We start from the raw sequence: 20,849 nt of genomic DNA, 5'->3' as shown, positions 1-20,849 counted from the left end.
ATGCCGAGGCCGACGTAGAGGACGCCCCACAGCGCCGCGCCGAGCGTGGCCGAGCGGAGGAAGCTGCGGTACGACATCCGGAGCCCGCCGGCGGCCAGCGGCACCAAGGTGTTCAGGACCGGCAGGAACGGCGCCACCATGACCATCCGGGCACCTTCGAGGCGGAGCGCCCGCTCGGCGGCGGCCCACCGGGCCTCGCCGATCCAACCCCCGATACGCCCGCCTCGAACCCGGTCGCCGAGCTGCCGCCCGACGAGGAAGACCAGCGACCAGCCGGCCAGGCAGCCGACCACGATGGCCAGGAAGACGCTGCCCCCGCCGAGCGGCCCGCGGGCGCCGAGCGCGGTCAGCACCACGACGTCGCTGGGCACCAGGATGCCCACCAGGGGAATCGCGTCGAGCACCATGATCACGCTCAGCGCCACGGTGAAGACCACCGTCGGCAGCTCCCCGACCCACCCCAGCCACTCCGTCATGCCAATGACGCTATGGGCGTATCTATATCCGCACATCAGGGCCGCGGCCCGGAGCGGCCCCGGTAACCGACCCTGAGATCGTCTCGGGGTGGGCCCCCGAGATGTCGCACGGGCGCACTACATTTCTGCGGTGCCGATCGAACGGTGGAGCACCGCGCAGGTGCTCGCGCTCGCTCCGGATACCAGCTCCGCGCGCGCCGCACAGGGGGTCAGCGCCGCCACGAAGTGGGAGGTCACGGGGCGCGACGACGACGTGCTCTGGGGGCTGTGCCGGGGCAGCGGCAAGCATCCCTACCAGGCCTGCGTCGACCTGACCGAGCCGGCATACCGGTGCTCCTGCCCGAGCCGCAAGTTTCCCTGCAAGCACGCGCTCGGCCTGATGCTGCTGTGGTCGGCCGGCGGCGCACCCGACGCGGCGGCACCCGACTGGGTCGCCGAGTGGCGGGCGTCCCGAGCCGCCCGCGCGGCGCGTACCCCGGCCACCGCCCCGGCACCCCGTGGCTCGGCTGACCCGGAGGCCGCGCGTAAGCGGGCCGAGCAGCGCGCCGACCGGATCACGGCCGGCCTCGACGAGCTCGACCGGTGGCTCACCGACCAGGTCGCCCATGGGCTGGCCGGGTCCGAGCGGTCCGGCTACGGGCCGTATGAGGCGATGGCCGCGCGCCTTGTCGACGCACAGGCACCCGGTGCGGCCAACGCGGTGCGCCGCCTGGGACGGATCGCCGGCGTCGGTCAGCACTGGGCCGACCGGCTGCTCGGCGAGCTGGCCCTCCTGCGCCTGCTCGTCGCGTCGCATGCCCGGCTCGACGAGCTGCCCGCGCCGCTGGCCGCCACCGTGCGGTCCCGGGTCGGCATCCCGGTGCCCACCGACGAGGTGCTGGCCGGCCCCCGGGTTCGCGACCGCTGGCACGTGCTCGGCCAGGTCGACCTCGCCGACGAGCGGCTGGCGACCCGGCGCACCTGGCTGCACGGCGAGGAGTCGGGGCGGTTCGCGTTGCTGCTCGCGTTCACGCCGATCGGGCAGGCGTTTCCGGCCGACGTGGTGCCCGGCACGATCCTCGACGCCGACCTGTGCTGGCACCCGGGCAACCTGCCGATGCGCGCGCTCGTCGCGGAGCGGCACGCCACGCTCCAGCCGGAGGGGCCGCCAGCAGGGGCGGTCGGCGTCGCGGCGGCGCTCGCCGGCTGGTCCGCGGCGGTGGCGGCGGAGCCGTGGTGTGAAAACGTGCCGATGCTGCTCGGCGGCGTGACGCTCACCGACGACGGGCACCTCGTCGACGCGGCCGGTGACGCGCTGCCGCTCAGCGCCGGATACGACCAGCCATGGTGGCTGCTCGCCGGGAGCGGTGGCCGCCCAGTGACGCTGGCCGGGGAGTACGGTCCGGGCGGGTTCCGGCCGCTCGCCGCCTGGCCCGACGGGCGATACGTGCCGGCCCCGATCGGCCCCACCGGCGACCGGCGCGGTCCCCAGCTGCCGCCCGACCTGCTCTCCGCCGCGCTCGTCGGCACCGAGCGCCGGCCGTACGAGGGAGGGGCGGTCGGCGGGGTGCTGCTCGGCGGGCGCGGGCCGTCCGGGCTGCTGGAGGGCGCCGCGGTCGCACTGGCCTACGCGCGGGCCGGTGTCACGCCCGTGCCCGGCCGGCTGCCGATCGAGCCGGCGCCCGACGAGATCGCCCCGCAGGTGCCGGCCGCCGCCGGACGCCGGCTCGCCCTGCTGCTCAGCGACGGCGGCGTGCCCGGCGGCACCGAGGTGGCGCTCGGCCTGCTCGGCGACTGGCTCGGCCACGCGGCCGACCTGGGCTATCGGGTGCCGCCCGAGCTGCTGCCGCCGCTGCTCGACGCGGGCCGGCGGCGCACCGCCCTGCGCCCTGCGCTCGGCGCCGTCGCCGGTCGCCGCGGCGGCTGGCTCGCCGCCCGGCGGGCCGACTGGCGCTACCTGCTGACCGAGGCGACCGCCGATCCCGATCCGCAAGACTGGGCGACCGGCACACCGGGCCAGCGCCTGGCCTACCTGGCCGCCGTGCGGGCCACCGACCCGGCCGCCGGCCTCGCGCTGCTGAGCGAGACCTTCGACATCGAAGACCCCGACGACCGTGCCCGGCTGCTCGGCGCCCTGGCCACCGGGCTGTCCCTAGCCGACGAGCCGCTGCTGGAGCGGGCGCTCGACGACCGGCGCAAGGAGGTGCGCGCGGTCGCCGCCGACCTGCTCTCCATGCTCCCCGGCTCGGCGCTGAGCCAGCGGATGGCCGAGCGCGCGCTTGCCTGCGTGCGGATCGAGCGCCGCGCGCTGGGTCGCGACCGGCTCGTGGTCACCCCGCCCGGCGAGTGCGACGCCGCGATGCGGCGCGACGGCGTGCAGCCCAAGCCGCCGCGGGGCATCGGTCCGCAGGCCTGGCTGCTGGAGGAGATCCTGGCGCGCACCCCGCTGGATACCTGGACCACCGCCTTCGCGCGCACCGCCGACCAGGTGCTCGCCCTGCCGGTCGCCGACCACTGGGGCCCGACCCTCCACAAGGGACTCGCTCGGGCCGCGGTCGTGCAGCGCGACCCGGCCTGGGTCACCGTGCTGGCCGACGAGATGTCCCGCCCGGTCAACAAGGACCAGGACCCCTACGACGAGGCGCTGACCGCACAGCTCTACGAGGCGCTGCCGCCGGAGGCGCTGGCCCGGTACGCCGCGCAGGCGCTGGGCCGCGATCCGATCCGCGCGCACCGGCTGCTCGCCATGCAGACCGGGCCCTGGCCGGACGACCTGGCCGTGGCCGTGCTCGACGCGATCAAGGTGCTGGCCGCCGGCGAGCGCCACGCGTGGCACATCGGCGAGCTGTGCCGCACCGCCGCTCCTTCGATGCCGGTGAGCTTCGCCGGCCGGGCCGCCGCGCTCGCCGAGGCCCTGCACGCCGCCGACCCGCCGACCCGCCAGGCCATCGCCGTCGCGCAGTTGGCCGCCGCTCTGACCTTCCGCCGCGAGATGTACGAGGAGCTTCGATGACGGTAATGCGACCGCACGCCGAGCAGCTGTTCGCCGACGAGCTGGCCGCGCTCGCCGCCGAGGACGACCGGCCGCGCCCGCCCGGCTGGCGGCTGTCGCCGCAGGCCGTGGTGACCTACCTGCTCGGCGACGGCGGCAAGATCACGCCTAAGTACATCGGGCCACGCCGGCTCATGGAGGTCGCGGTCGCCACGCTCGCCACCGACCGGGCGCTGCTGTTGCTCGGCGTGCCGGGCACGGCCAAGACCTGGGTCTCCGAGCACCTCGCCGCGGCGATCTCCGGCGACTCGACGCTGCTCGTGCAGGGCACGGCCGGCACGCCCGAGGAGGCGATCCGCTACGGGTGGAACTATGCCCGCCTGCTCGCCGAGGGCCCGACGGCCGCGGCGCTCGTGGCGAGCCCGGTGATGCGCGCGATGGAGCACGGCGGCATCGCGCGGGTCGAGGAGCTGACCCGGGTCCCCTCCGACGTGCAGGACACGCTGATCACGATCCTGTCGGAGAAGACGCTGCCGATCCCCGAGCTGGGCAGCGAGATGCAGGCGGTCAAGGGCTTCAACATCATCGCCACGGCCAACGACCGCGACCGGGGCGTCAACGAGCTCTCCAGCGCGCTGCGCCGGCGGTTCAACACGGTGGTGCTGCCGGTGCCGGCCTCCGCCGACGAAGAGGTCGACATCGTGGCCCGCCGGGTGGCACAGCTCGGCCGCTCGCTGGAGCTGCCCGAGGTGCCGCCGGCGCTGGAGGAGATCCGCCGCGTGGTCACCGTCTTCCGTGAGCTGCGCACCGGTCTCACCGAGGATGGGCGCACCAAGCTCAAGTCGCCCACCGGCACGCTCTCCACCGCCGAGGCGATCTCGGTCATCACCAACGGCTGGGCGCTGGCCGCGCATTTCGGCGACGGCACGCTCCGCCCGCGCGACGTGGCGTCCGGCATCGTCGGCGCGGTGGTGAAGGACCCGACGACCGACACGGTGGTGTGGCGGGAGTACCTGGAGACGGTCGTGCGCGAGCGCGACGGCTGGTCCGCTTTCTACCGCGCCGCGCGCGATGCCTGAGCAGTTCTACGGCGTACGCCATCACGGCCCCGGATCGGCGCGGGCGGTGTTGCGCGCGCTCGACGAGCAGCGTCCCGACGTGCTGCTCATCGAGGGGCCGCCGGAGGCCGACGAGCTGGTGCGCTGGGTCGCCGACGAGCGGCTGGAGCCGCCGGTGGCGCTGCTCGGCTACGCCGCCGACGATCCGCGCCAGGCGGCGTACTGGCCGTTCGCCGTCTTCTCGCCGGAGTGGCAGGCGATGCGGTGGGCGGGCGCCCACGGCGTACCAGTGCGGTTTTTCGATCTTCCTTACGCCTATCGCCTGTCGCGTCGCGAGGAGGCCGAGCGGCCCGAACGCCCGGCCGACCCGATCGGCGACCTCGCCCGCGCCGCCGGCTACGACGACCCCGAGCGCTGGTGGGAAGACGTCGTCGAGCACCGGGGCGCGCCGGCCTTCGAGGCGATCGGCGAGGCCATGGCGGCGATCCGCGCCGAGTCCGAAGAGGACCCCGAAGACTTGGTACGCGAGGCGTACATGCGCGGTGTGCTCCGCGAGGTGCGCAAGTCGCACGACAACGTGGCGGTGGTCTGCGGCGCGTGGCACGTGCCGGCGCTGACCGCCAAGGTCACCGCCGCACACGACACCGCGCTGCTCAAGGGGCGCAAGAAGACCAAGGTCACGTTTACCTGGGTGCCGTGGACGTACGGGCGGCTGGCGTCGTGGCAGGGCTACGGCGCGGGCGTGCGCTCGCCCGGCTGGTACCACCATCTCTTCACCACGCCCGACGAAGTGGTGACGCGGTGGCTGGTGGCGGCCGCCGGCATCCTGCGCGAAGAGGGTGTGCCGACGTCGTCCGCGCACGTCATCGAGGCGGTCCGGCTCACCGAGGCGCTCGCCACGCTCCGCGGCCGCCCGCTGGCCGGGCTCGCCGAGCTGACCGAGGCGACCCGCGCCGTGCTCTGCGACGGCGACGAGCTGCGGGTCGAGCTGATCGGCCGGCGGCTGGTCGTGAGCGAGCGCCTCGGCGAGGTGCCGGATGACATGCCCGCGGTGCCGCTGGCCCGCGACCTGGCCGCGCAGCAGCGCAGCCTCCGCCTCAAGGCCGAGGCCCTCGAACGCGCCCTCGACCTCGACCTACGCCGCGAGATCGACCTGGCCCGCAGCCGGCTGCTGCACCGGCTGCGGCTGCTCGGCATCCCGTGGGGCGAGCCGCTGGGCGGCACCCGGGGCAAGGGGACGTTCCGCGAGGAGTGGCGGCTGCGGTGGCTGCCGGAGTTCGCGGTCGCGGTGGTCGAGGCGGGCGGATACGGCACGACCGTGCCCAGCGCCGCCACCGCCAAGGTCACCGAGGCCGCCCGCGCCGCCGAGACGCTCGCCGAGGTGACGCCGCTCGTCGAGGTGTGCCTGCTCGCCGACCTGCCCGAGGCGACCCCGGCGGTGCTCCACGCGCTCGACACCCGCGCCGCGCTCGACACCGACGTGGCACACCTGATGGGCGCGGTGCCGCCGCTGGCCCGCACGCTGCGCTACGGCGACGTGCGCGGCACCGACGTGAGCGCGCTGCGTACGGTCGCCGAGGGTTTGCTGGTGCGCATCTGCGTCGGGCTGCCCGGCGCGGTCGCGTCCCTCTCCGACGAGGCGGCCGCTTCGCTGCGCACGCAGATCGACGCGGTACACGGCGCGTTGGGGCTGCTCGACCAGCCGGAGATGCGCGAGCGGTGGCTCGACACGCTCGCTGGGCTCGCCGCCTCCGACCAGGTCCACGGCTTGATCACGGGCCGGCTGACCCGCCTGCTGTACGACGCCGACCGCCTCGGCGCCGGCGAGACCCGGCGCCGCATGGGCCTGGTGCTGACCGCGGGTACGCCACCGGCGCACGCGGCGCACTGGGTGGAGGGCTTCCTGGCGGGCGGCGGCCTGCTGCTCGTACACGACGCGGCCCTGCTGTCCCTTGTGGACGAGTGGCTTTCCGAAGTGGCGGCCGACTCGTTCACCGACGTGCTGCCGTTGCTGCGCCGCACGTTCGGCACGTTCGCCCCGCCCGAGCGGCGCTCGATCGGCGAGCGGGTACGCGGCGGGGTCACCGCCGAGGCGGTCGCCGCCGAGATCGACCACGAGCGGGCCGCCCTCGTCCTGCCCACACTCTCCACATTGCTCGGACGGGAGATTCGCCATGGATGAGCGCTCGCGCAGGTGGCGGCTGGTGCTCGGCGGCGCGGCCGAAGAGTCGCTGGGTGAGCTTGGCGGCAACGAGGCGGCCATGGACGCGGCGCTGGCCGCGCTCTACGACTCGGGCTCGGGCGACGCCGAAGGCTCCCGGCGCCAGCGCTCGGCCGGTCTCGGCGCGTCCGCACCCCAGGTGGCGCGGTGGCTGGGCGACATCCGCGAGTACTTTCCCAGCACCGTCGTGCAGATCATGCAGTCCGACGCGATCGAGCGGCTCAACCTCACCAGCCTGCTGCTGGAGCCGGAGATGCTCGACGCCGTCGAGCCCGACGTGCACCTCGTGGGCACGCTGCTCTCGCTCAACAGGGTCATGCCCGACCAGACCAAAGACGTCGCCCGCCAGGTGGTGCGCAAGGTCGTCGACGAGCTGGAGCGGCGCATCGCCAACAAGACCAAGGCCGCGGTCACCGGCGCGCTCAACCGCGCAACGCGCGTCAACCGCCCGCGCCACGCCGACATCGACTGGGACCGTACGATCCGGGCCAACCTCAAGCACTACCAGCCGGAGTACCGCACGATCGTGCCGGAGCGCCTGGTCGGATACGGGCGGCGCACCACGGCTGTGCAGCGCGACGTCGTCCTCTGCGTCGACCAGTCCGGGTCGATGGCCGCCTCGGTCGTCTACTCAGGAGTGTTCGCGGCGGTGCTCGCGTCGATGCGCTCGCTCCGCACGTCGCTCGTCGTCTTCGACACCGCGGTCGTCGACCTGACCGACCAGCTGCACGACCCGGTCGAGGTGCTCTTCGGCACCCAGCTCGGCGGCGGCACCGACATCAACCGGGCGATCGCCTACTGCCAGGAGCTCGTCACCCGCCCGCGCGACAGCATCTTCGTGCTGATCAGCGACCTGTACGAGGGCGGCATCCGGGCCGAGATGCTGCGGCGAATCGCCGCGCTGGTGGAGGCGGGCGTCCAGGTGGTGGTGCTGCTCGCGCTCTCCGACGAGGGCGCCCCGGCGTATGACCACGACAACGCGGCCGCACTGGCGTCGCTGGGCGTGCCCGCGTTCGCGTGCACGCCGGATGCCTTCCCCGACCTGATGGCGGCGGCGATCGAGCGCCGCGACCTGCGTGCGTTCGCCGAGCGCTTCGCGTCCGGGGCTTGATCTTGCACCGCGCAGGGTGAGGCCGCGGGAGCAACGGTCTGGACCACCGCGGACGTCGCGGTAGCTCAAATCTCTGTCTTGAGGTTTCGCTCGTAGCAGACGGAGACCGCGGAGCCGATGTAGACGCCGAAAAGGGGGATCGACGTGTAGCCCTCGCGCTCGTAGAAACGCTGAGCGTCGGGCTGGAAGGTCCCGGTCTCCAGGCGCATCGTCGTCCAGCCGCGCTCGACCGCGGCCGCTTCGAGTGCGCGGAGGACGGCGGTGGCCAGGCCGGTGCCGCGGGCCTGGGGCACCACGTACATCCGCTTGATCTCGGCGCTCGTGGCGTCGAGGCGCCGCAGGCCGCCGCACGCGAGCGCGGCCCCGCTGACGGGATCGACCGCGACGAGGAAGTGGTCGATGTCGGCGGCCGACGGCAGCGGCCCGGGCTCGTGGTCGTCGCCCCCGTAGCGGGCGTCGAGCTCCGCCCGCTGCTCCTTTCGCAAGGCCGCGCCCGCCGGGTCGTCCCACGGCCGCGCCTCGAGTACCCATCGCGTGTCGTTATCCGTCACAAGCGTTACGGTAACATGCGTTACGGTTAGCGCCATGGCACGAACGGCCGACCGCCCCGCGCAGGAGGCGCTGCTCTCCCGCGCGGTCTGGGACGTGCTCGCCCACCAGGGGCTCGAGCGCCTGACGATCCGCGCGGTCGCCGCCGCGGCCGGATGCACGACCGGCCTCGTCATGCACCGCTTTCCGCACCGCCGCGCGTTGCTCCTGCATGCCCGGCGCCTGCTGCACGAGCGCACCCGGGCCCGCGTCGAGGCGCTGGAGGCTTCGGCGAACTCTCCGCGGGAGGCGCTGCGCGCGGTGCTCCGGCAGGGCCTCGCGCTGGACGACGAGCTGCGCACCGAGAGCACGGTCTGGGTCGGCTTTCTCGCCGCGGCGGTCGCCGACGAGGAGCTGATCGCCCAGCACCGTGCCAACAACCAGGCATGGCGGCACCGCATCACCCGCCTGGTCGGCGCCGCCGCCCCCGACTGGCCGGCGGACCGCGCGGAGTCCGTCGCCGCCACCCTGATCGCGCTGGTCGAAGGCGCCGGCGCGCTGGGCTCGGGCGATCCCGCGGGATATCCGCCGGCCGCCCAGGAGCGGATGCTCGACGACACGCTCGCGGCATACGGATTAGCACTGGTGTGCTAGCCGGCGTAGGGTGCCTCCTATGGAAGTCGCGCACCAGCCCTCGATGCTCGACATCGCCGAGCAGGCCGGCCTCGGCCCGCTCGCCGGCCGGGTCCGGCGCCACCAGCTGAGCCGGGGCGCCTGGGTCGACCACCTGCCGGGCTGGGTGCACGGCTCCGACCTCCTGCTCGACACCCTCCTGCACGAGGTGCCGTGGCGCGCCGAGCGCCGGGAGATGTACGAGCGGGAGGTCGACGTGCCCCGCCTCCTGTGCTGGTATGGCGGCGGCGACCCGCTGCCCCACCCGCTGCTGGAGCAGGCGCGCGACGCCCTCACCGCCCACTACGCCCCCGAGCTCGGCGAGCCGTTCGTCACGGCCGGGATGTGCCTCTACCGCACCGGGCGCGACAGCGTCGCCTGGCACGGCGACACCAACGGCCGCTCGTCCCGCATCGACACGATGGTCGCGATCGTCTCGTTCGGCTCACCCCGGCCGCTGCTCCTCCGCCCCCGTGGCGGCGGTGCAAGCCTCCGGTTCCCCCTTGGCCACGGCGACCTGATCGTGATGGGCGGCTCGTGCCAGCGCACGTGGGAGCATGCCGTGCCCAAGACGGCAAAGCCGGTCGGCCCGCGGGTCAGCGTGCAGTTTCGCCCGGTCGGCGTCTCGTAGGGCTACTTGGGCAGCTGGCGGATCCGGATCGCGTTGCCAAACGGGTCACGCAGGCCGAAGTCGATGCCGTAGGGCTGCTCGGTCGGCTCGTCCGTAAACTCCACGCCCTTCGCCTTCAGCTCCTCGTACGTCCGGTAGGCGTCGTCGGTGTTGAAGCCGAGCCACCCGCCGGCCGCGCCCTTGGTCAGCAGCTCGCGCACCCGCTCGGCCGTCGCCTCGTCCATCGACGGCGGCCCCGGCTTCTCCAGCAGGATCGCGCGCCCCGGGTCGCCGGGCACGTTGACGGTCAGCCAGCGCATGAAGCCGAGATCCTGGTCGGTATTGACCTCCAGGCCCAGCGTGCCTACGTAGAAGTCGAGGGCCTGGTCCTGGTCGAGTACGAAGATGGAGGACATCGCGGTCGCGTTCAACATGGTGGCGACGCTAGTCGCCCCCCGCCGACCCCTGCTTATCCAAAACTGACGGGCCGCATCCACGAGCGGGTGAAGCACGTCGGCACCGGCACGCTCGCCGCGGTACGCCGGTACACCGACGGCGACTGCCCGACGATGTCCCGAAATGTACGGCTGAAGGTGCCCAGGCTCGTGAAGCCCACCGCGAAGCAGATGTCGGTGACCGGGCGGTCGGTCTCGCGGAGCAGAAACATGGAACGTTCCACTCGCCGCCGCTGTAGGTAGCGGTGCGGAGTCTCCCCGAAGGTCGCCCGAAACGTGCGGATGAAGTGCCCTTCGGAGACGTGCGCGATACGGGCGAGCGCAGGGATGTCGAGTGGCTGCGCGTAGGCCCGGTCCATGGCGTCGCGGGCCCGCAACATCCGCCTGTTGGTCTCCTCGACAGCGCGACTCACGCCGCCTATCACACCATGTCCCGGTTTGTCGTCCAAGAAATTGCTCGGCCGGAGAGCCCGGAAGAAAGCAATTGCTCCCTGCTACTGGCGCCGCAGATGAATGAGTCAGGCATGAGCAGATCAAAAACGAGCGCTGTTTGCGGGCACCTGCAAAATGAGGTTAGCGATATGCGGACCCGGTCAGGGGGCCACCAGATGAAGACTCCGAGATTCGACCTGTTTCCTGGTTTCCGTGAGAGCCTCGGCAAGATCGGAGTCATGCTCGCCGTCGCCGCCGCGTCAATTGCGATCTTCGTGGGCGCCGCCCTCACGCCGTCGGTGATCGCCAGCCTGGACAGCGGTGACCGGGAATGGGTTGCGGCCCTGGTCGCGACCCTGCTGGTGGTGGCCGCCTCCACGATGCTTCAACGCAAGCAGGTGCGCCACGAGCGACTGTGGTTGCAGCGGGGATATACATTCGACCTCCTAAGAATGGCAATGGATGACCCCATATACGCCCAGTGCTGGGGGCCGCGCGTAAGTCCGCCCGATATGGATGAGCGGCTCTTCTACTATGCGAATCTGGTGATTATGGGCTGGTCGTACGCATGGGAACACGGCCAGATCGACGCTCAGCAGGTGCGCGCCTACGCCCAAGCATTCTTCGAGAGCGAGGTGTCGCGCGAGTACTGGACGAGGTACGGATCCTGGCGGTCGCGCTCACGTGGCCGCGAGCGCGCGTTCTACCGGATCATCGACAACGAGTACCGGGACGCGATCGCCGGCGGACCACCCACCCGCCCCTACGAACCCAGCACCATCAGGCCCGAGTCCGCCGCCCGCGCGGCGATCTCCTACCGCCGGCGGCGGCACCGGCGCAGCTCCGCAAGGCGCGTTGAGCGCATCACCGCGGTAGGTCGAAGGCTCCGGTCTTGAAGTGAGCGACGAAGTGGGCCCACTGGTCTCGGCTCAGCTCCAGAGCGACGGACGGTCGCAGCGAGCTACGTAACACCACCGCGTCCGATCGCACCTGGACCTCCACGCAATGCGCCTCGCCGACGCACCGGCTGCTCCGACGCCACGACGGTCCGGCCGGGTCGCTTCCCTCCATACGCACCGGGTGGTTCTATCTGTCGAATGTGGACGGCGGGGAACAACACGCCGGCCGTGACGTGATCTTTACCTGGCTCGGCCGGCCGCTGGACACGACAAGGGCCGGCTCCAACGACTGGAACCGGCCCTTGACCTGCTGCGCGCCCGAAGGGACTCGAACCCCTAACCTTCTGATCCGTAGTCAGATGCTCTATCCATTGAGCTACGGGCGCAGGTGCTCGACCAGCATACACACCGGTCTTCGCGCGGAGACTCCGGGATTCGAACCCGGGAGGGGCGTTAAGACCCCAACCGCATTAGCAGTGCGGCGCCATAGACCAGACTAGGCGAAGTCTCCCAGGTGGCCGTCGCAGACCACCGCCCGCCGAGGATACCGTGCGGGCCTCGGTGGCGGCAAAGCGGCGCGGGCTCTCGGCCGCCGGGTTTCCGGGAGGTGAAGCGGGCTCATCAGGACTAGGCTCCGTCGACATGGAGGAGGAGCGTCGCCCGGGCGGCCGGCGGGAGCGGTCCCGCCCGTCCAAGGCTGCCTTCACCCCGCCTGAGGAAGATCCGGCACCGGCGCCGCCGCCGCGCCGGCCACCGGCCAGCGGGCCTGCGCCTTCGGTGCTCTTCCAGCCGCCTGCCGTGCCGGACGAGCCGCCCGACGAGCCGCCCCGAAAGGCTCGGCCGGCCAAGCGGACGGCGGCCCCAGACCCAGCCACCACTACACCACCGGCTGACGCGCGGCCGGCCAAACGGAGCAGCCCCGGCGACGCACCAGCAACCGAGACGCCAGCCCGCGACCGGCCGGCCAAGCGGGTGGCCCGCGACGTGGCGGCGGCCGACGCCCCGCCCGCCGAGCGGGCGACACCGGAGACGGCGCCCGCCCCACCACCACCGTCGCGGGAGCCGGACAAGCGGGCCACCCGGGAGGCGCCCGCGGCCGAAGCGCCGGCCCGTGGTCGGCCGGCCAAGCGCACCAGCACCGGCAAACCCGCCACCACGCGCACCAGCACCGGCAAACCCCCCACCAAGCGCACGAGCTCTGAGAAACCCGCCACCACGCGCACCGGCTCTGAGAAACCCGAAACCACACCGACCAGCGCGGACGCGCCGGCAGAGGCGCGGCCGCCAGCCAAGGCTGTGAGCGCGGAGGAGCCGAGGAAAGCCGCCGCCTCGACGGCAGAAGAGGCCCCTGCGTCGAAGAGCCCCCGGAAGGCCGCCGCGAAGAAGGCGACCAAGAAGGCCGCCAAGGCACCAGCACGCAAGACGGCCGCGACCACAGCCGACCGGGCGGCGGTCACGACAAGCACGTCGCCCCGAGCGGCGGTGGCGTTGGTCAGTGGGTCGGTCGTCGCCCGTACCAAGGCAGGAGATGGACCGGCGACCACGCCGCGGCTGCTCGACCGGCCTGGACACGCCCCGGAGCTGTTGGCTCTGGCGGCCGTGCGGGCGATCGGGCCGCGGGCGCGCGATTGGGCCGCGCAGACGCGGGCGACCTACCCGGCGGCGACGGACGACGGCCTCGCGCGGCTCGCGACGCAGCGCTTCGTGCGGATGGCGGGGGCAGGTGGGGCGGTGTCGACGGCGTTGGGGCTGTTGACGCCGGTGGCCGAGCTCACCGCGACCGCTTGGGCGCAGGCCGCGCTGGTGTTGCACCTCGCGGCGGCCTACGGGCGGGATCCGCTCGACGCCGAGCGGGCGGTCGACCTGCTGGTGCTGGTCGGGGTGCATTCGTCGCCGGAGGTGGCCAGGGCCGCGCTGGCCGAGGCCACCGAGGCTGATGTGGTGGTCGAGGGGGCGCCGGCCCTGCGGGCTGCGGAGGCGGCTTGGCGGCTCGCGATGCCCCTGTCGGCCCAGTCGCGGGGATGGCTGGCCGTGCGGATGGTCGCGCGGCGGCTGCTGCCTGGCGTGGTGCCGGTGACGGCCGCGGTGGGCGCGGCCGCGGCGGTGGAGCGGCTCGCTTACCGGGCTCGGGCTCACTACCGCGAGGGCTACGGCAGCCAGTCGTAGCGGCCCTTTATCAGGGTATATCCGATAAATGCGACCACATCGAGCAGCGTGTGCGCGATCACCAACGGGAGAACGCGCCTGGTGCGCAGGTAGAAGTAGCTGAAGACAACTCCCATCAGCGCGTTGCCGATGAAGCCGCCAAAGCCTTGGTAGAGGTGGTATGAGCCACGCAGGAGGGCACTCGTGGCGATGATGGTGCGTACCCGCCATCCCATCTCCTCGAGGCGGGTCATCAGATATCCGACAACGACCACTTCTTCGAGGATCGCGTTCTGCGCGGCGGCCAAGATCAGCACGGGCACCGCCCACCACAGGTCGGGGAGGTCGGCCGCCACTACCGTGGCGTTGATGCCGAGCCGGTGCGCACCGAGATAGACGAGGATCCCGGGACCGCCGATCACGACCGCCAACAGCGCGCCCCACACCAGGTCGAAGGCCGGACGCCGGCGGTCCAGGCCGAGGCTGGCGCGTGCGTCGCGGTCGCGGTTGAGCAGGTGTATCGCCAACAGCACCGGGACCAGCGCAAAGAAGATCCCGAGCAGCTGGTATGTGAGGTCGAGGTAGGGCCGCGGCGACTGGGACGCGTTGAGCGTCGCGGTCTGCTGGGAGAGCGGACGGTCGGCCGTCAGCCGCGCGGTGATGGAGACCATCGCATAGATGGCTGACTGTCCAAGTGAGACGCCGAGGACGAGGAGCGCCTCGTTGCGGCGCATGGTGTTGTCGCGGCCGGTGGTCGGCGGGGCTAGCTCAACCGTCACCCGATAACTGTGCCCGACACGCCGTCGGCGGCGCCGCCTACCACCCCAAGATCAACCGAATCGCACAAGATGTGCGACCTTTTGCGACGCTCGGTGCGCAGGCTGAAACTCTCGCGCAACTTCCACGGCATCCCACAGACGCGTGACCGTTACCCGCGTCGCACAACGGAAAGAGCGTCCATGGGAAATCTTTCGCGGCTGCTTAAGGAGAGCTGGACCATCGTCGAGGAGCACCAGGACAAGGTCGCCGGCTACTTCTACGCGCGCATGTTTATCTCGAACCCCGAGCTGCGGTCCCTCTTTCCGGTTCATATGGACGTACAGCGAGCCAGACTACTCGGCGCGATCGTGACGGCAGTGCAGACACTCGACGATCCGGAACGATTCGACGAATACCTACGGGCGCTGGGGCGCGACCACCGCAAGTTCCACGTGAGCCCCGAGCACTACCAGGTGGTGGGCGGCGCGCTGCTGGAGGCGCTGCGCACGTTCGCCGGTGAGCAGTGGAGCGTCGAGTACGACCAGGCGTGGAGCGACGCGTACGCGGTGATCTCCAAGAAGATGATGGCCGGCGCCGACGCGGATACGAACCCACCGTTCTGGCACGCCGAGGTAACCGCACACGAACGGCGTTCGCGCGATATCGCGGTATTCACGCTCCGACCGCTACAGCACCCCGTTGACTATCGCGCCGGCCAGTACGTGAGCGTGGAGGCGCCCCGCTACCGGCCGCGACTGTGGCGCACCTATTCGATCGCGAACGCGCCGCGCAAGGACGGCACGCTCGACTTCCACGTGCGGGCGCTGGGCGCGGGCTGGGTCTCCAGCGCGCTGGTCCGCCGGGTGCGGCCGGGCGACCTGCTGCGCATCGCCGCGCCGATGGGCACGATGACGCTCGACCGCAAGTCCAACCGCGACATCGTGTGTGTGGCCGGCGGTACCGGGCTCGCGCCGATCAAGGCGCTCGTCGAGGAGCTGGCCCGCTTCAACCGCAACCGCTGGGTACACGTCTTCTACGGCGCGAAGGACCGCGAGGACCTGTACGACCTTGCCGACCTGGAGAAGCTCGCCGCCCGCCACCCGTGGCTCTCGGTGGTGCCCGCGTGCAGTGAGGACGCGAGCTACGCGGGCGAGCAGGGCAACGTGAGCGAGGTGGTCGCCCGCTATGGCCCGTGGATCGACCACGACTTCTACGTCTCGGGCTCGCCCACCATGGTGAAGTCGACCTTGCGCACGCTGGCCGAGCTACAGGTCCCACCGTTGCGGATCAGGTACGACGCGCTCTCCGAGCTTTAGTAACGCCACGGGTTTCCGGCCTCGCGGTACTCCTCGACCGGCACCAGCGGGACGCCGGGCACCATGCGGTCGACGTAGAGCCGCCCCTCCAGGTGGTCGATCTCGTGCGCCACGAGCCGGGCCATGCCCTGCTCGAACGCCGTGATCACCCGACCGCCGTCCCACTTCGCGTGCTCGACCTGGAGCGTGAGCGGCCGGGACACGAGCCCGCGCACGTCGAAGAAGGACATGCAGCCTTCGTACTGCTCGTCGGTCTCCGGCGACGCCTCGACCACCCGCGGGTTGAGCAGCACGACCGGCTCGGCCGTACGGTCGGCGGGCCGCACCACCGCGGCCGCCCAGGGCAGCCCGATCTGCGGGGCGGCAAGACCAACACCCTTCGTGAACGTGTGCAGCTCTTCCACCCGGTCGAGCGCACCCACCAGCCGGTCGACGATGTCGCGGGCGTCCGCCTCGTCGCGCGGCAGGTCGAACTGGCGGGCCGCCTGGCGGAGCGTGTCGGCGCCGCGCTGCACGATGCCGACCGCGCGCATGCGGTCGCTGGCCCGCACGGCGATCGCGAGGCCGGACGGTGGCGGGCCGTTGTGGCCGCGGAAGCGCCACTCCAGCCGGAAGCGGGCGTTGAGCGGCGGCGACTCCGTCGTCCACTCGAAGATCGTCCGCTCGCCCTCGGCCCGCCTGATCACGGGGGTACGCAGCGGCGCCTCCTCGGCCGACAGCGAGGTCTCCACTCCCCACACCTGTGCGTCGAGCCAGTTGGGAAAGTCGAGCCGCACGGTAAGGCGGCGGGTGGGCAGGCGCACCGCGCGCTGAAACCACTGGCCCCACTTTTCGTGACTGACCGTGTACGCGTACTCGATGACCGTGCGCTGCCCCGGATAGAGCGGGAAGCGGCCCTCGGAGTTTTCGAAGAGGAGCCAGACCTCCTTGAACGCGTCGCGATCGTGCTTCTTGCGGTATTCCATCGCCTCTCGAGCCGGCTCCTCGCCGCACCAGGCCTGGAGGTCGAGCTCGGCGAAGCTGAGCGGGTGCTCGCGGTGGTGGCGGTTGGACTTTTCCGGATCATGGGGGTAGCGGTCGACCGCCACCCGGATCAGGTAGCGGGTGACCGGCTCGGTGCCCGCGTTGTAGAGAGCGCGGCGGATGACGCAGCGGTAGGACCCCTCGCGGTAGGCGAGCGTGGCGACCTCCTGCTCCACGATCAGGCCGGTGCCGGGTGGCAGCCACTGCTCGGGCACGGGTGGGTCGCGGTGGCTCGCCGAGGACCGCGCGTGGCGCAGCTCGTCGTACTCCTGGTAGCGCTGCCAGATGGCGCCGCCCGCCCCGAGGACCGCCTCGGCACGGCGGGCGAAGTCTTCGGTGGGACGGTGGCGGCGTCCTTCGACATGGCTGACGTAGGACGGGTCGAAGCCCATGCGGGCCGCGAGCTGCTTTTTACTCATGCTGCGCTCGACCCGCCATCGGGCCAGCTCAGCCGCGAACGTGTCCGCAGCCCGCTCGATGGGCGATGTCGTCATCTCTTGAGTACCTCGGGCCGGGACTTTCAGTCTGCTTTCCTAGCCGCTCGGCCCAACATGAACTGGCGCGTTACCGACAAAAGCCTTGACAAACGGGCGGTTTGGCTACTCAGGCGTATTGGACAACTACGTTGCGTAACCTGACACGCAGTGTGACTGAAGACAACTTCTGAGCACAAAAGGAGACGCGGGGCAGGACCTCTGGTTAGCCTAGCCTTAGTACGCTAGGGTGATCCGTCAGCTTGAGATCAAAGGGAAGTGGCGAGGTGAGCACGTTTACGCGGGGCGGCACGGGGCATTTCCCCGACCTGACCGTGTACGTCGCACTCCGTGAGGAAGGCGGCGCTAAGTGACCACCGTCGTTCCTCACCGCATCGCCGGCGCCGACCTCCTCGCGCCGATCACGTCCACGCTCCGGGCGATGTTCGGCACCGACGACCTGCCCGGCCTCACACCCGGCCTCCTGGTGCCCGAGCTCTCCGACGCCGAGTGGATCTCCACGTCCCGCCTCATCGACGGCGACCGCCTGCCCGACCTGCTCGGCTCGGCCAAGCGCCGCTGGCAGGCGTCCCCGCACGCCGCCGCGGCGCTCGCCTGGAAGGCGTACACCTACTGGCTCGCGCTGCCCGTCGTGCTCGGCTGGGCTTCGGCGCGGCGCGTCCCGCTGCTCTACCCCGACGACGTGCTGATGCACTTCGAAGACCAGCGGCCGCTGCTCACGCTCGGCTTCCGCCGCTCGGTGGCCGTCGCCGTGCTCCCCTCCGACCCGCTGGCGCTCTCCGGCCTGCCCCAGGTGCGGGTGATGCGCGACGAGGCGGCCCTGCTCGGCGCGCTGCGGGCCTCGCTCCTCGACGCCCACCTCGCCCCGATGCTCGACGCGATACACGCCGAGGTGCGGGTCGGCGCCCGTACGCTGCTCGGATCGGTCAGCTCCGGTATCGCGCACGGCATCCTGCGCGCGGCCGATGTACTCCCCGGGTCGACCGTGGAGCACATCGGCACGCTGCTCACGACGCTGGGCGTGGAAGACCTGATCGAGCTTGTGCCCGGGCCGAGCGGCGAGCTGACCGTGCAGCGCAAGACCTGCTGCCTCGCGTTTACGCTCCCTCAGCCCAAGATCTGCACAGGCTGCTGCATCAAGCCTTGACCTGGTAGGTCGCCACCAGGATCGCGCGGGCCAACGTGTGGAAGGCAAGGTTGAAGCCGACCACCGCGTTCGAGACCTCCGGCGTCACGTCGAGCGCGTCGACGTCGACCGCATGGACGGCGAAGTAGTAGCGGTGCGGCCGATCACCCCCGGGCGGCGCGGCGCCGCCGTACGCCCGCTGCCCGTAGTCGTTGCGCACGTGGAAGCCACCGTGTACATCGCCGGCGCCGGCGCCGCGGGCCAGCTCGGTGACCGAGGCGGGCAGGTTGACGAGGTTCCAGTGCCAGAAGCCGCTCGGCGTAGGCGCGTCCGGGTCGAAGCAGTTGACCACGAACGAGCGGGTCTCGGTCGGAAAGCCGGACCAGGCCAGCTGCGGTGAGAGATTCTGTCCACCCACGCTGTCGTGAGCGAAGGTCGCGTCGAACGGCTGGCCGTCGTCGAGGTCACTGCTGGTCAGCGTGAACGAGGGCACGGCTGGGAGCAGCTCGTACGGGTCCGGTGCGATTGGACGGTCAAGACTCATGCCGTCATCCTCGCACTCGCTGGATCTGTACCAGCCGTTGTCCAAGCGTCCGTGAGTATCTGGTCCAGGCTGGACTGGCGCGGCTCCCAGCCGAGTCCCGTTTTCGCGCGCGTGATGTCGGCGATGAGGTGGCGCGGCTCCGGCTTGGGTGAGTTGTGCTTCACCGGCACCCGCTTGCCGGTGATCCGCTCGGCCGCCTGGATGATCGCGGCCATGCTCGTGCCGACGCCGCTGCCGATGTTGTACGTCCCGGCCCCGTTGAGCGCTTCGACCACGGCCCACGCCGCGTCCGCCACGTGTACGAAGTCTCGGGTCGCCGAGCCGTCCCCGTTGAGCGTCACATGGGGCAGCTCGCCGGTGATCGCCCGGAGGACGTTCGGGATGATCCGCGTGGTGTCCGTGTCGCCTGGGCCCGCGACGTTGAAGCAACGGAGCACGACTCCCCCGGCGGCGAGGACCACCTGCTCGGCCGCGACCTTGGAAGCGGCGTATGGGCTCTCAGGGTGCGGGTCAAGGTCTTCGGTGAGTGCGCCGGTGCGCTGCCCGCCGTAGACGATGCTGCTGGACGCGAGGACGAACGGAATGGGCCGGTCCAGTGCGAGGAGCAGGTTGAGCGTGCCGCCGGCGTTCACGTCGAAGTAGGTGAGCGGATCGGCGAACGAGTCGCGGGCGCGGGTGAGCGCGGCGAGGTGGCAGACGGCCTCTGGCCGGGTGGCTTTGACGAAGGCGGCCACATTTTCCCGGTCGCGGATGTCGACACCAGCACGGCGCCCCAGCACGGTGACATCGTGGCCGGCGGCATCGAGAGCACGGCAGACCGCCTGACCGAGGAACCCCTGCCCGCCGGTAACGAGAACGCGCATGGCTAGCGCCCGGTCTTGACGGCACGGGGCCGGAAGGGGATCACGTTCGCCTCCGGCTTTTCGGGCGTGGGCGTGGGCGTGGGCTCGTGGGGAAGCTCTTCGGCGGTGGCGTGCTGGGCCAGGACGTTGAGGGCGAGCTCCTCGGACCAGGCGGCCAACGCGGCGAACCGCTCCGTACGCACTCCCCGGCCGTGCACGATCTCCGCCATCTTGCGAAGGGCACGCGGCTTTTCCGGCGGCACGTAACCGGGCTCGCGCCTATTCCAACCGCGGGAGCTCATCTGCTTGTACAGGCTCAGCGCCCGATCGCCGTCCACCGCGCCCAACTCCTTGGCCCGGCGGACGAGGCTCTTCACCGACACGCCCCAGATCGTTTTGAGCATCACCAGCGCGCTCAAGGTGGGATTGTGCGGCATGACGCCACGCAAGGCCGCGAGGGGCGTGAGCAACTCCGCGGCGAACCTGTCGGCCTCGGCTTCGACCTCGGGCCCCGTCTGGCCGGGCTGGTGCAGCAGCAGGTGGCCGATCTCGTGCGCGACGCTAAACCGGACCCGGTCGGCCGGCACGCCGCCGAGCAGCGCGATGACCGGCTCGCCCCGACGCCACGCGCAGAAGGCGTCGAGCGTCTCGATCGCGTAGGGCAGCCCGAGGACGGTCACCCCCGCCCGCTCCGCCGCCAAGATGAGGTAGGGAAGCGGCTGGTGGGCGGAGAACCCAAGTGTCTTTCTCGCCGCCGCCGCCGCCGCCTCCGGAGTCGCGCCCGGCGTCGGCCGCAGCCGCACCGGCAGGGCCCGCGCGCCACTGCGGAGGTTTTGGTACTCCTCGTCGACAAGGCGCGCCCACTGCAAGGCGGCCGCCTTTTCACCCTGCGTCAGCCGACTCCGCGACCTGAGCTGGGGAGACAGGACCGAAAAACCGGGTGTCGGCGGCCGCGAGAAAAAAGCCGTGGCGACACCGGTAACCGCGGCGACGAGCGCAAGAGACTCCTCGTCGATCGGCGCGAGGTCCTTTTCGATCCGCGACAGCCGCGACTGCGTAAGCGACGGCACCTCTTTGACGAGGTCGGCTTGCGTCAGCCGGTGCATCTCCCGCACCTGCCGGATGCGCTCGCCGTAGATCATCTCGTCTCCTCGCCCGCCAGCATCT

19 protein-coding genes, 2 tRNA genes and 1 pseudogene are annotated in these 20,849 nt (G+C 71.6%); 10 read left to right on the top strand and 12 right to left on the bottom strand.

Translation table 11 applies throughout. From position 1 onward, the window contains the following. Positions 1-14: 14 nt before the first annotated feature. Positions 15-407, bottom strand: a pseudogene (locus AC5L36_RS02115) (DedA family protein); the annotation flags it as partial. A 199-nt stretch (positions 408-606) separates the two neighbouring features. On the opposite strand from AC5L36_RS02115, the gene AC5L36_RS02110 reads away from it, so the two are divergent. Genes AC5L36_RS02110 through AC5L36_RS02095 form a run of 4 tightly spaced genes read left to right on the top strand, consistent with a single transcriptional unit; the run spans position 607 to position 7,837 of the window. Further along, complete coding sequence (locus tag AC5L36_RS02110) at positions 607-3,468, top strand: SWIM zinc finger family protein (RefSeq protein ID WP_441215894.1); 2,862 nt, start codon at positions 607-609, stop codon at positions 3,466-3,468. Beyond that, positions 3,465-4,526, top strand: coding sequence for an ATP-binding protein (locus tag AC5L36_RS02105; RefSeq protein WP_441215895.1), 1,062 nt, complete (start codon positions 3,465-3,467; stop codon positions 4,524-4,526). Before AC5L36_RS02110 ends, AC5L36_RS02105 begins: the two co-directional genes overlap by 4 nt. After that, the gene (locus AC5L36_RS02100; protein ID WP_441215896.1) at positions 4,519-6,687 is read left to right on the top strand and encodes a DUF5682 family protein; all 2,169 of its coding nucleotides are present in this window, start codon (positions 4,519-4,521) and stop codon (positions 6,685-6,687) included. Before AC5L36_RS02105 ends, AC5L36_RS02100 begins: the two co-directional genes overlap by 8 nt. Continuing rightward, entirely contained in the window at positions 6,680-7,837 is a 1,158-nt protein-coding gene (locus AC5L36_RS02095; protein ID WP_441215897.1) for a VWA domain-containing protein, read from the top strand. Before AC5L36_RS02100 ends, AC5L36_RS02095 begins: the two co-directional genes overlap by 8 nt. Before the next feature lie 65 nt (positions 7,838-7,902). On the opposite strand, the gene AC5L36_RS02090 is transcribed toward AC5L36_RS02095, so the two are convergent. Then, positions 7,903-8,388, bottom strand: a complete 486-nt coding sequence (locus tag AC5L36_RS02090) for a GNAT family N-acetyltransferase (protein ID WP_441215898.1) — start codon at positions 8,386-8,388, stop codon at positions 7,903-7,905. Positions 8,389-8,422: 34 nt separating this feature from the next. On the opposite strand from AC5L36_RS02090, the gene AC5L36_RS02085 reads away from it, so the two are divergent. Together AC5L36_RS02085 and AC5L36_RS02080 are read left to right on the top strand one after the other, a co-directional pair. Then, positions 8,423-9,019, top strand: coding sequence for a TetR family transcriptional regulator C-terminal domain-containing protein (locus AC5L36_RS02085; RefSeq protein WP_441215899.1), 597 nt, complete (start codon positions 8,423-8,425; stop codon positions 9,017-9,019). Between the two features lie 19 nt (positions 9,020-9,038). Next, positions 9,039-9,668 carry an alpha-ketoglutarate-dependent dioxygenase AlkB gene (locus AC5L36_RS02080; protein WP_441215900.1) on the top strand — a complete coding sequence of 210 codons (630 nt, stop codon included), beginning with the start codon at positions 9,039-9,041 and terminating at the stop codon, positions 9,666-9,668. A 2-nt stretch (positions 9,669-9,670) separates the two neighbouring features. Here AC5L36_RS02080 and AC5L36_RS02075 read toward each other — a convergent pair whose 3' ends face one another. Together AC5L36_RS02075 and AC5L36_RS02070 are read right to left on the bottom strand one after the other, a co-directional pair. Then, on the bottom strand, positions 9,671-10,081 hold the full coding sequence (locus AC5L36_RS02075; RefSeq protein WP_441215901.1) for a VOC family protein: 411 nt from the start codon (positions 10,079-10,081) through the stop codon (positions 9,671-9,673). A 35-nt stretch (positions 10,082-10,116) separates the two neighbouring features. Then, positions 10,117-10,515, bottom strand: a complete 399-nt coding sequence (locus AC5L36_RS02070; RefSeq protein ID WP_441215902.1) for a helix-turn-helix domain-containing protein — start codon at positions 10,513-10,515, stop codon at positions 10,117-10,119. 195 nt (positions 10,516-10,710) lie between these two features. On the opposite strand from AC5L36_RS02070, the gene AC5L36_RS02065 reads away from it, so the two are divergent. Next, the gene (locus AC5L36_RS02065; RefSeq protein WP_441215903.1) at positions 10,711-11,430 is read left to right on the top strand and encodes a DUF6082 family protein; all 720 of its coding nucleotides are present in this window, start codon (positions 10,711-10,713) and stop codon (positions 11,428-11,430) included. Here the strand turns inward: AC5L36_RS02065 and AC5L36_RS02060 are convergent. The 3 genes from AC5L36_RS02060 to AC5L36_RS02050 form a co-directional block, all read right to left on the bottom strand. Beyond that, entirely contained in the window at positions 11,399-11,605 is a 207-nt protein-coding gene (locus tag AC5L36_RS02060) for a DUF397 domain-containing protein (protein ID WP_441216307.1), read from the bottom strand. The two genes, AC5L36_RS02065 and AC5L36_RS02060, sit on opposite strands and share 32 nt — an antisense overlap. A 141-nt stretch (positions 11,606-11,746) precedes the next feature. Further along, positions 11,747-11,819 (bottom strand) — tRNA-Arg (locus AC5L36_RS02055). A 34-nt stretch (positions 11,820-11,853) separates the two neighbouring features. Continuing rightward, positions 11,854-11,944: transfer RNA gene (locus AC5L36_RS02050), tRNA-Ser, on the bottom strand. 131 nt (positions 11,945-12,075) lie between these two features. Here AC5L36_RS02050 and AC5L36_RS02045 point away from each other — a divergent pair. Next, a complete protein-coding gene (locus AC5L36_RS02045; RefSeq protein ID WP_441215904.1) occupies positions 12,076-13,599 on the top strand; it encodes a hypothetical protein in 1,524 nt (507 codons plus the stop codon). Here AC5L36_RS02045 and AC5L36_RS02040 read toward each other — a convergent pair. Continuing rightward, a complete protein-coding gene (locus AC5L36_RS02040; RefSeq protein WP_441215905.1) occupies positions 13,581-14,357 on the bottom strand; it encodes a CPBP family intramembrane glutamic endopeptidase in 777 nt (258 codons plus the stop codon). The genes AC5L36_RS02045 and AC5L36_RS02040 overlap by 19 nt on opposite strands. A 180-nt stretch (positions 14,358-14,537) precedes the next feature. Here AC5L36_RS02040 and AC5L36_RS02035 point away from each other — a divergent pair, with 180 nt between their 5' ends. Beyond that, the gene (locus AC5L36_RS02035) at positions 14,538-15,653 is read left to right on the top strand and encodes a globin domain-containing protein (RefSeq protein ID WP_441215906.1); all 1,116 of its coding nucleotides are present in this window, start codon (positions 14,538-14,540) and stop codon (positions 15,651-15,653) included. On the opposite strand, the gene AC5L36_RS02030 is transcribed toward AC5L36_RS02035, so the two are convergent. Further along, entirely contained in the window at positions 15,650-17,170 is a 1,521-nt protein-coding gene (locus AC5L36_RS02030) for a peptide deformylase (protein ID WP_441215907.1), read from the bottom strand. The genes AC5L36_RS02035 and AC5L36_RS02030 overlap by 4 nt on opposite strands. A 421-nt stretch (positions 17,171-17,591) precedes the next feature. On the opposite strand from AC5L36_RS02030, the gene AC5L36_RS02025 reads away from it, so the two are divergent. Then, a complete protein-coding gene (locus AC5L36_RS02025) occupies positions 17,592-18,317 on the top strand; it encodes a hypothetical protein (RefSeq protein ID WP_441216309.1) in 726 nt (241 codons plus the stop codon). Here AC5L36_RS02025 and AC5L36_RS02020 read toward each other — a convergent pair. Genes AC5L36_RS02020 through AC5L36_RS02010 form a run of 3 tightly spaced genes read right to left on the bottom strand, consistent with a single transcriptional unit; the run spans position 18,307 to position 20,824 of the window. Next, a complete protein-coding gene (locus AC5L36_RS02020) occupies positions 18,307-18,840 on the bottom strand; it encodes a YbhB/YbcL family Raf kinase inhibitor-like protein (RefSeq protein ID WP_441215908.1) in 534 nt (177 codons plus the stop codon). The two genes, AC5L36_RS02025 and AC5L36_RS02020, sit on opposite strands and share 11 nt — an antisense overlap. Continuing rightward, positions 18,837-19,703: an NAD-dependent epimerase/dehydratase family protein gene (locus AC5L36_RS02015; protein WP_441215909.1), complete on the bottom strand. Its 867-nt coding sequence runs from the start codon at positions 19,701-19,703 to the stop codon at positions 18,837-18,839. The genes AC5L36_RS02020 and AC5L36_RS02015 overlap by 4 nt, the downstream gene beginning before the upstream one ends. Positions 19,704-19,705: 2 nt before the next feature. After that, positions 19,706-20,824 (bottom strand): XRE family transcriptional regulator, encoded by a 1,119-nt coding sequence (locus tag AC5L36_RS02010; RefSeq protein ID WP_441215910.1) that lies wholly within the window; start codon positions 20,822-20,824, stop codon positions 19,706-19,708. Positions 20,825-20,849 lie beyond the last annotated feature (25 nt).

It is taken from the genome of Phytohabitans sp. LZ39 (assembly GCF_059359075.1).
Note: the sequence above shows the minus strand (reverse complement) of the source record. Positions and strands in the feature narration are given on the sequence as shown.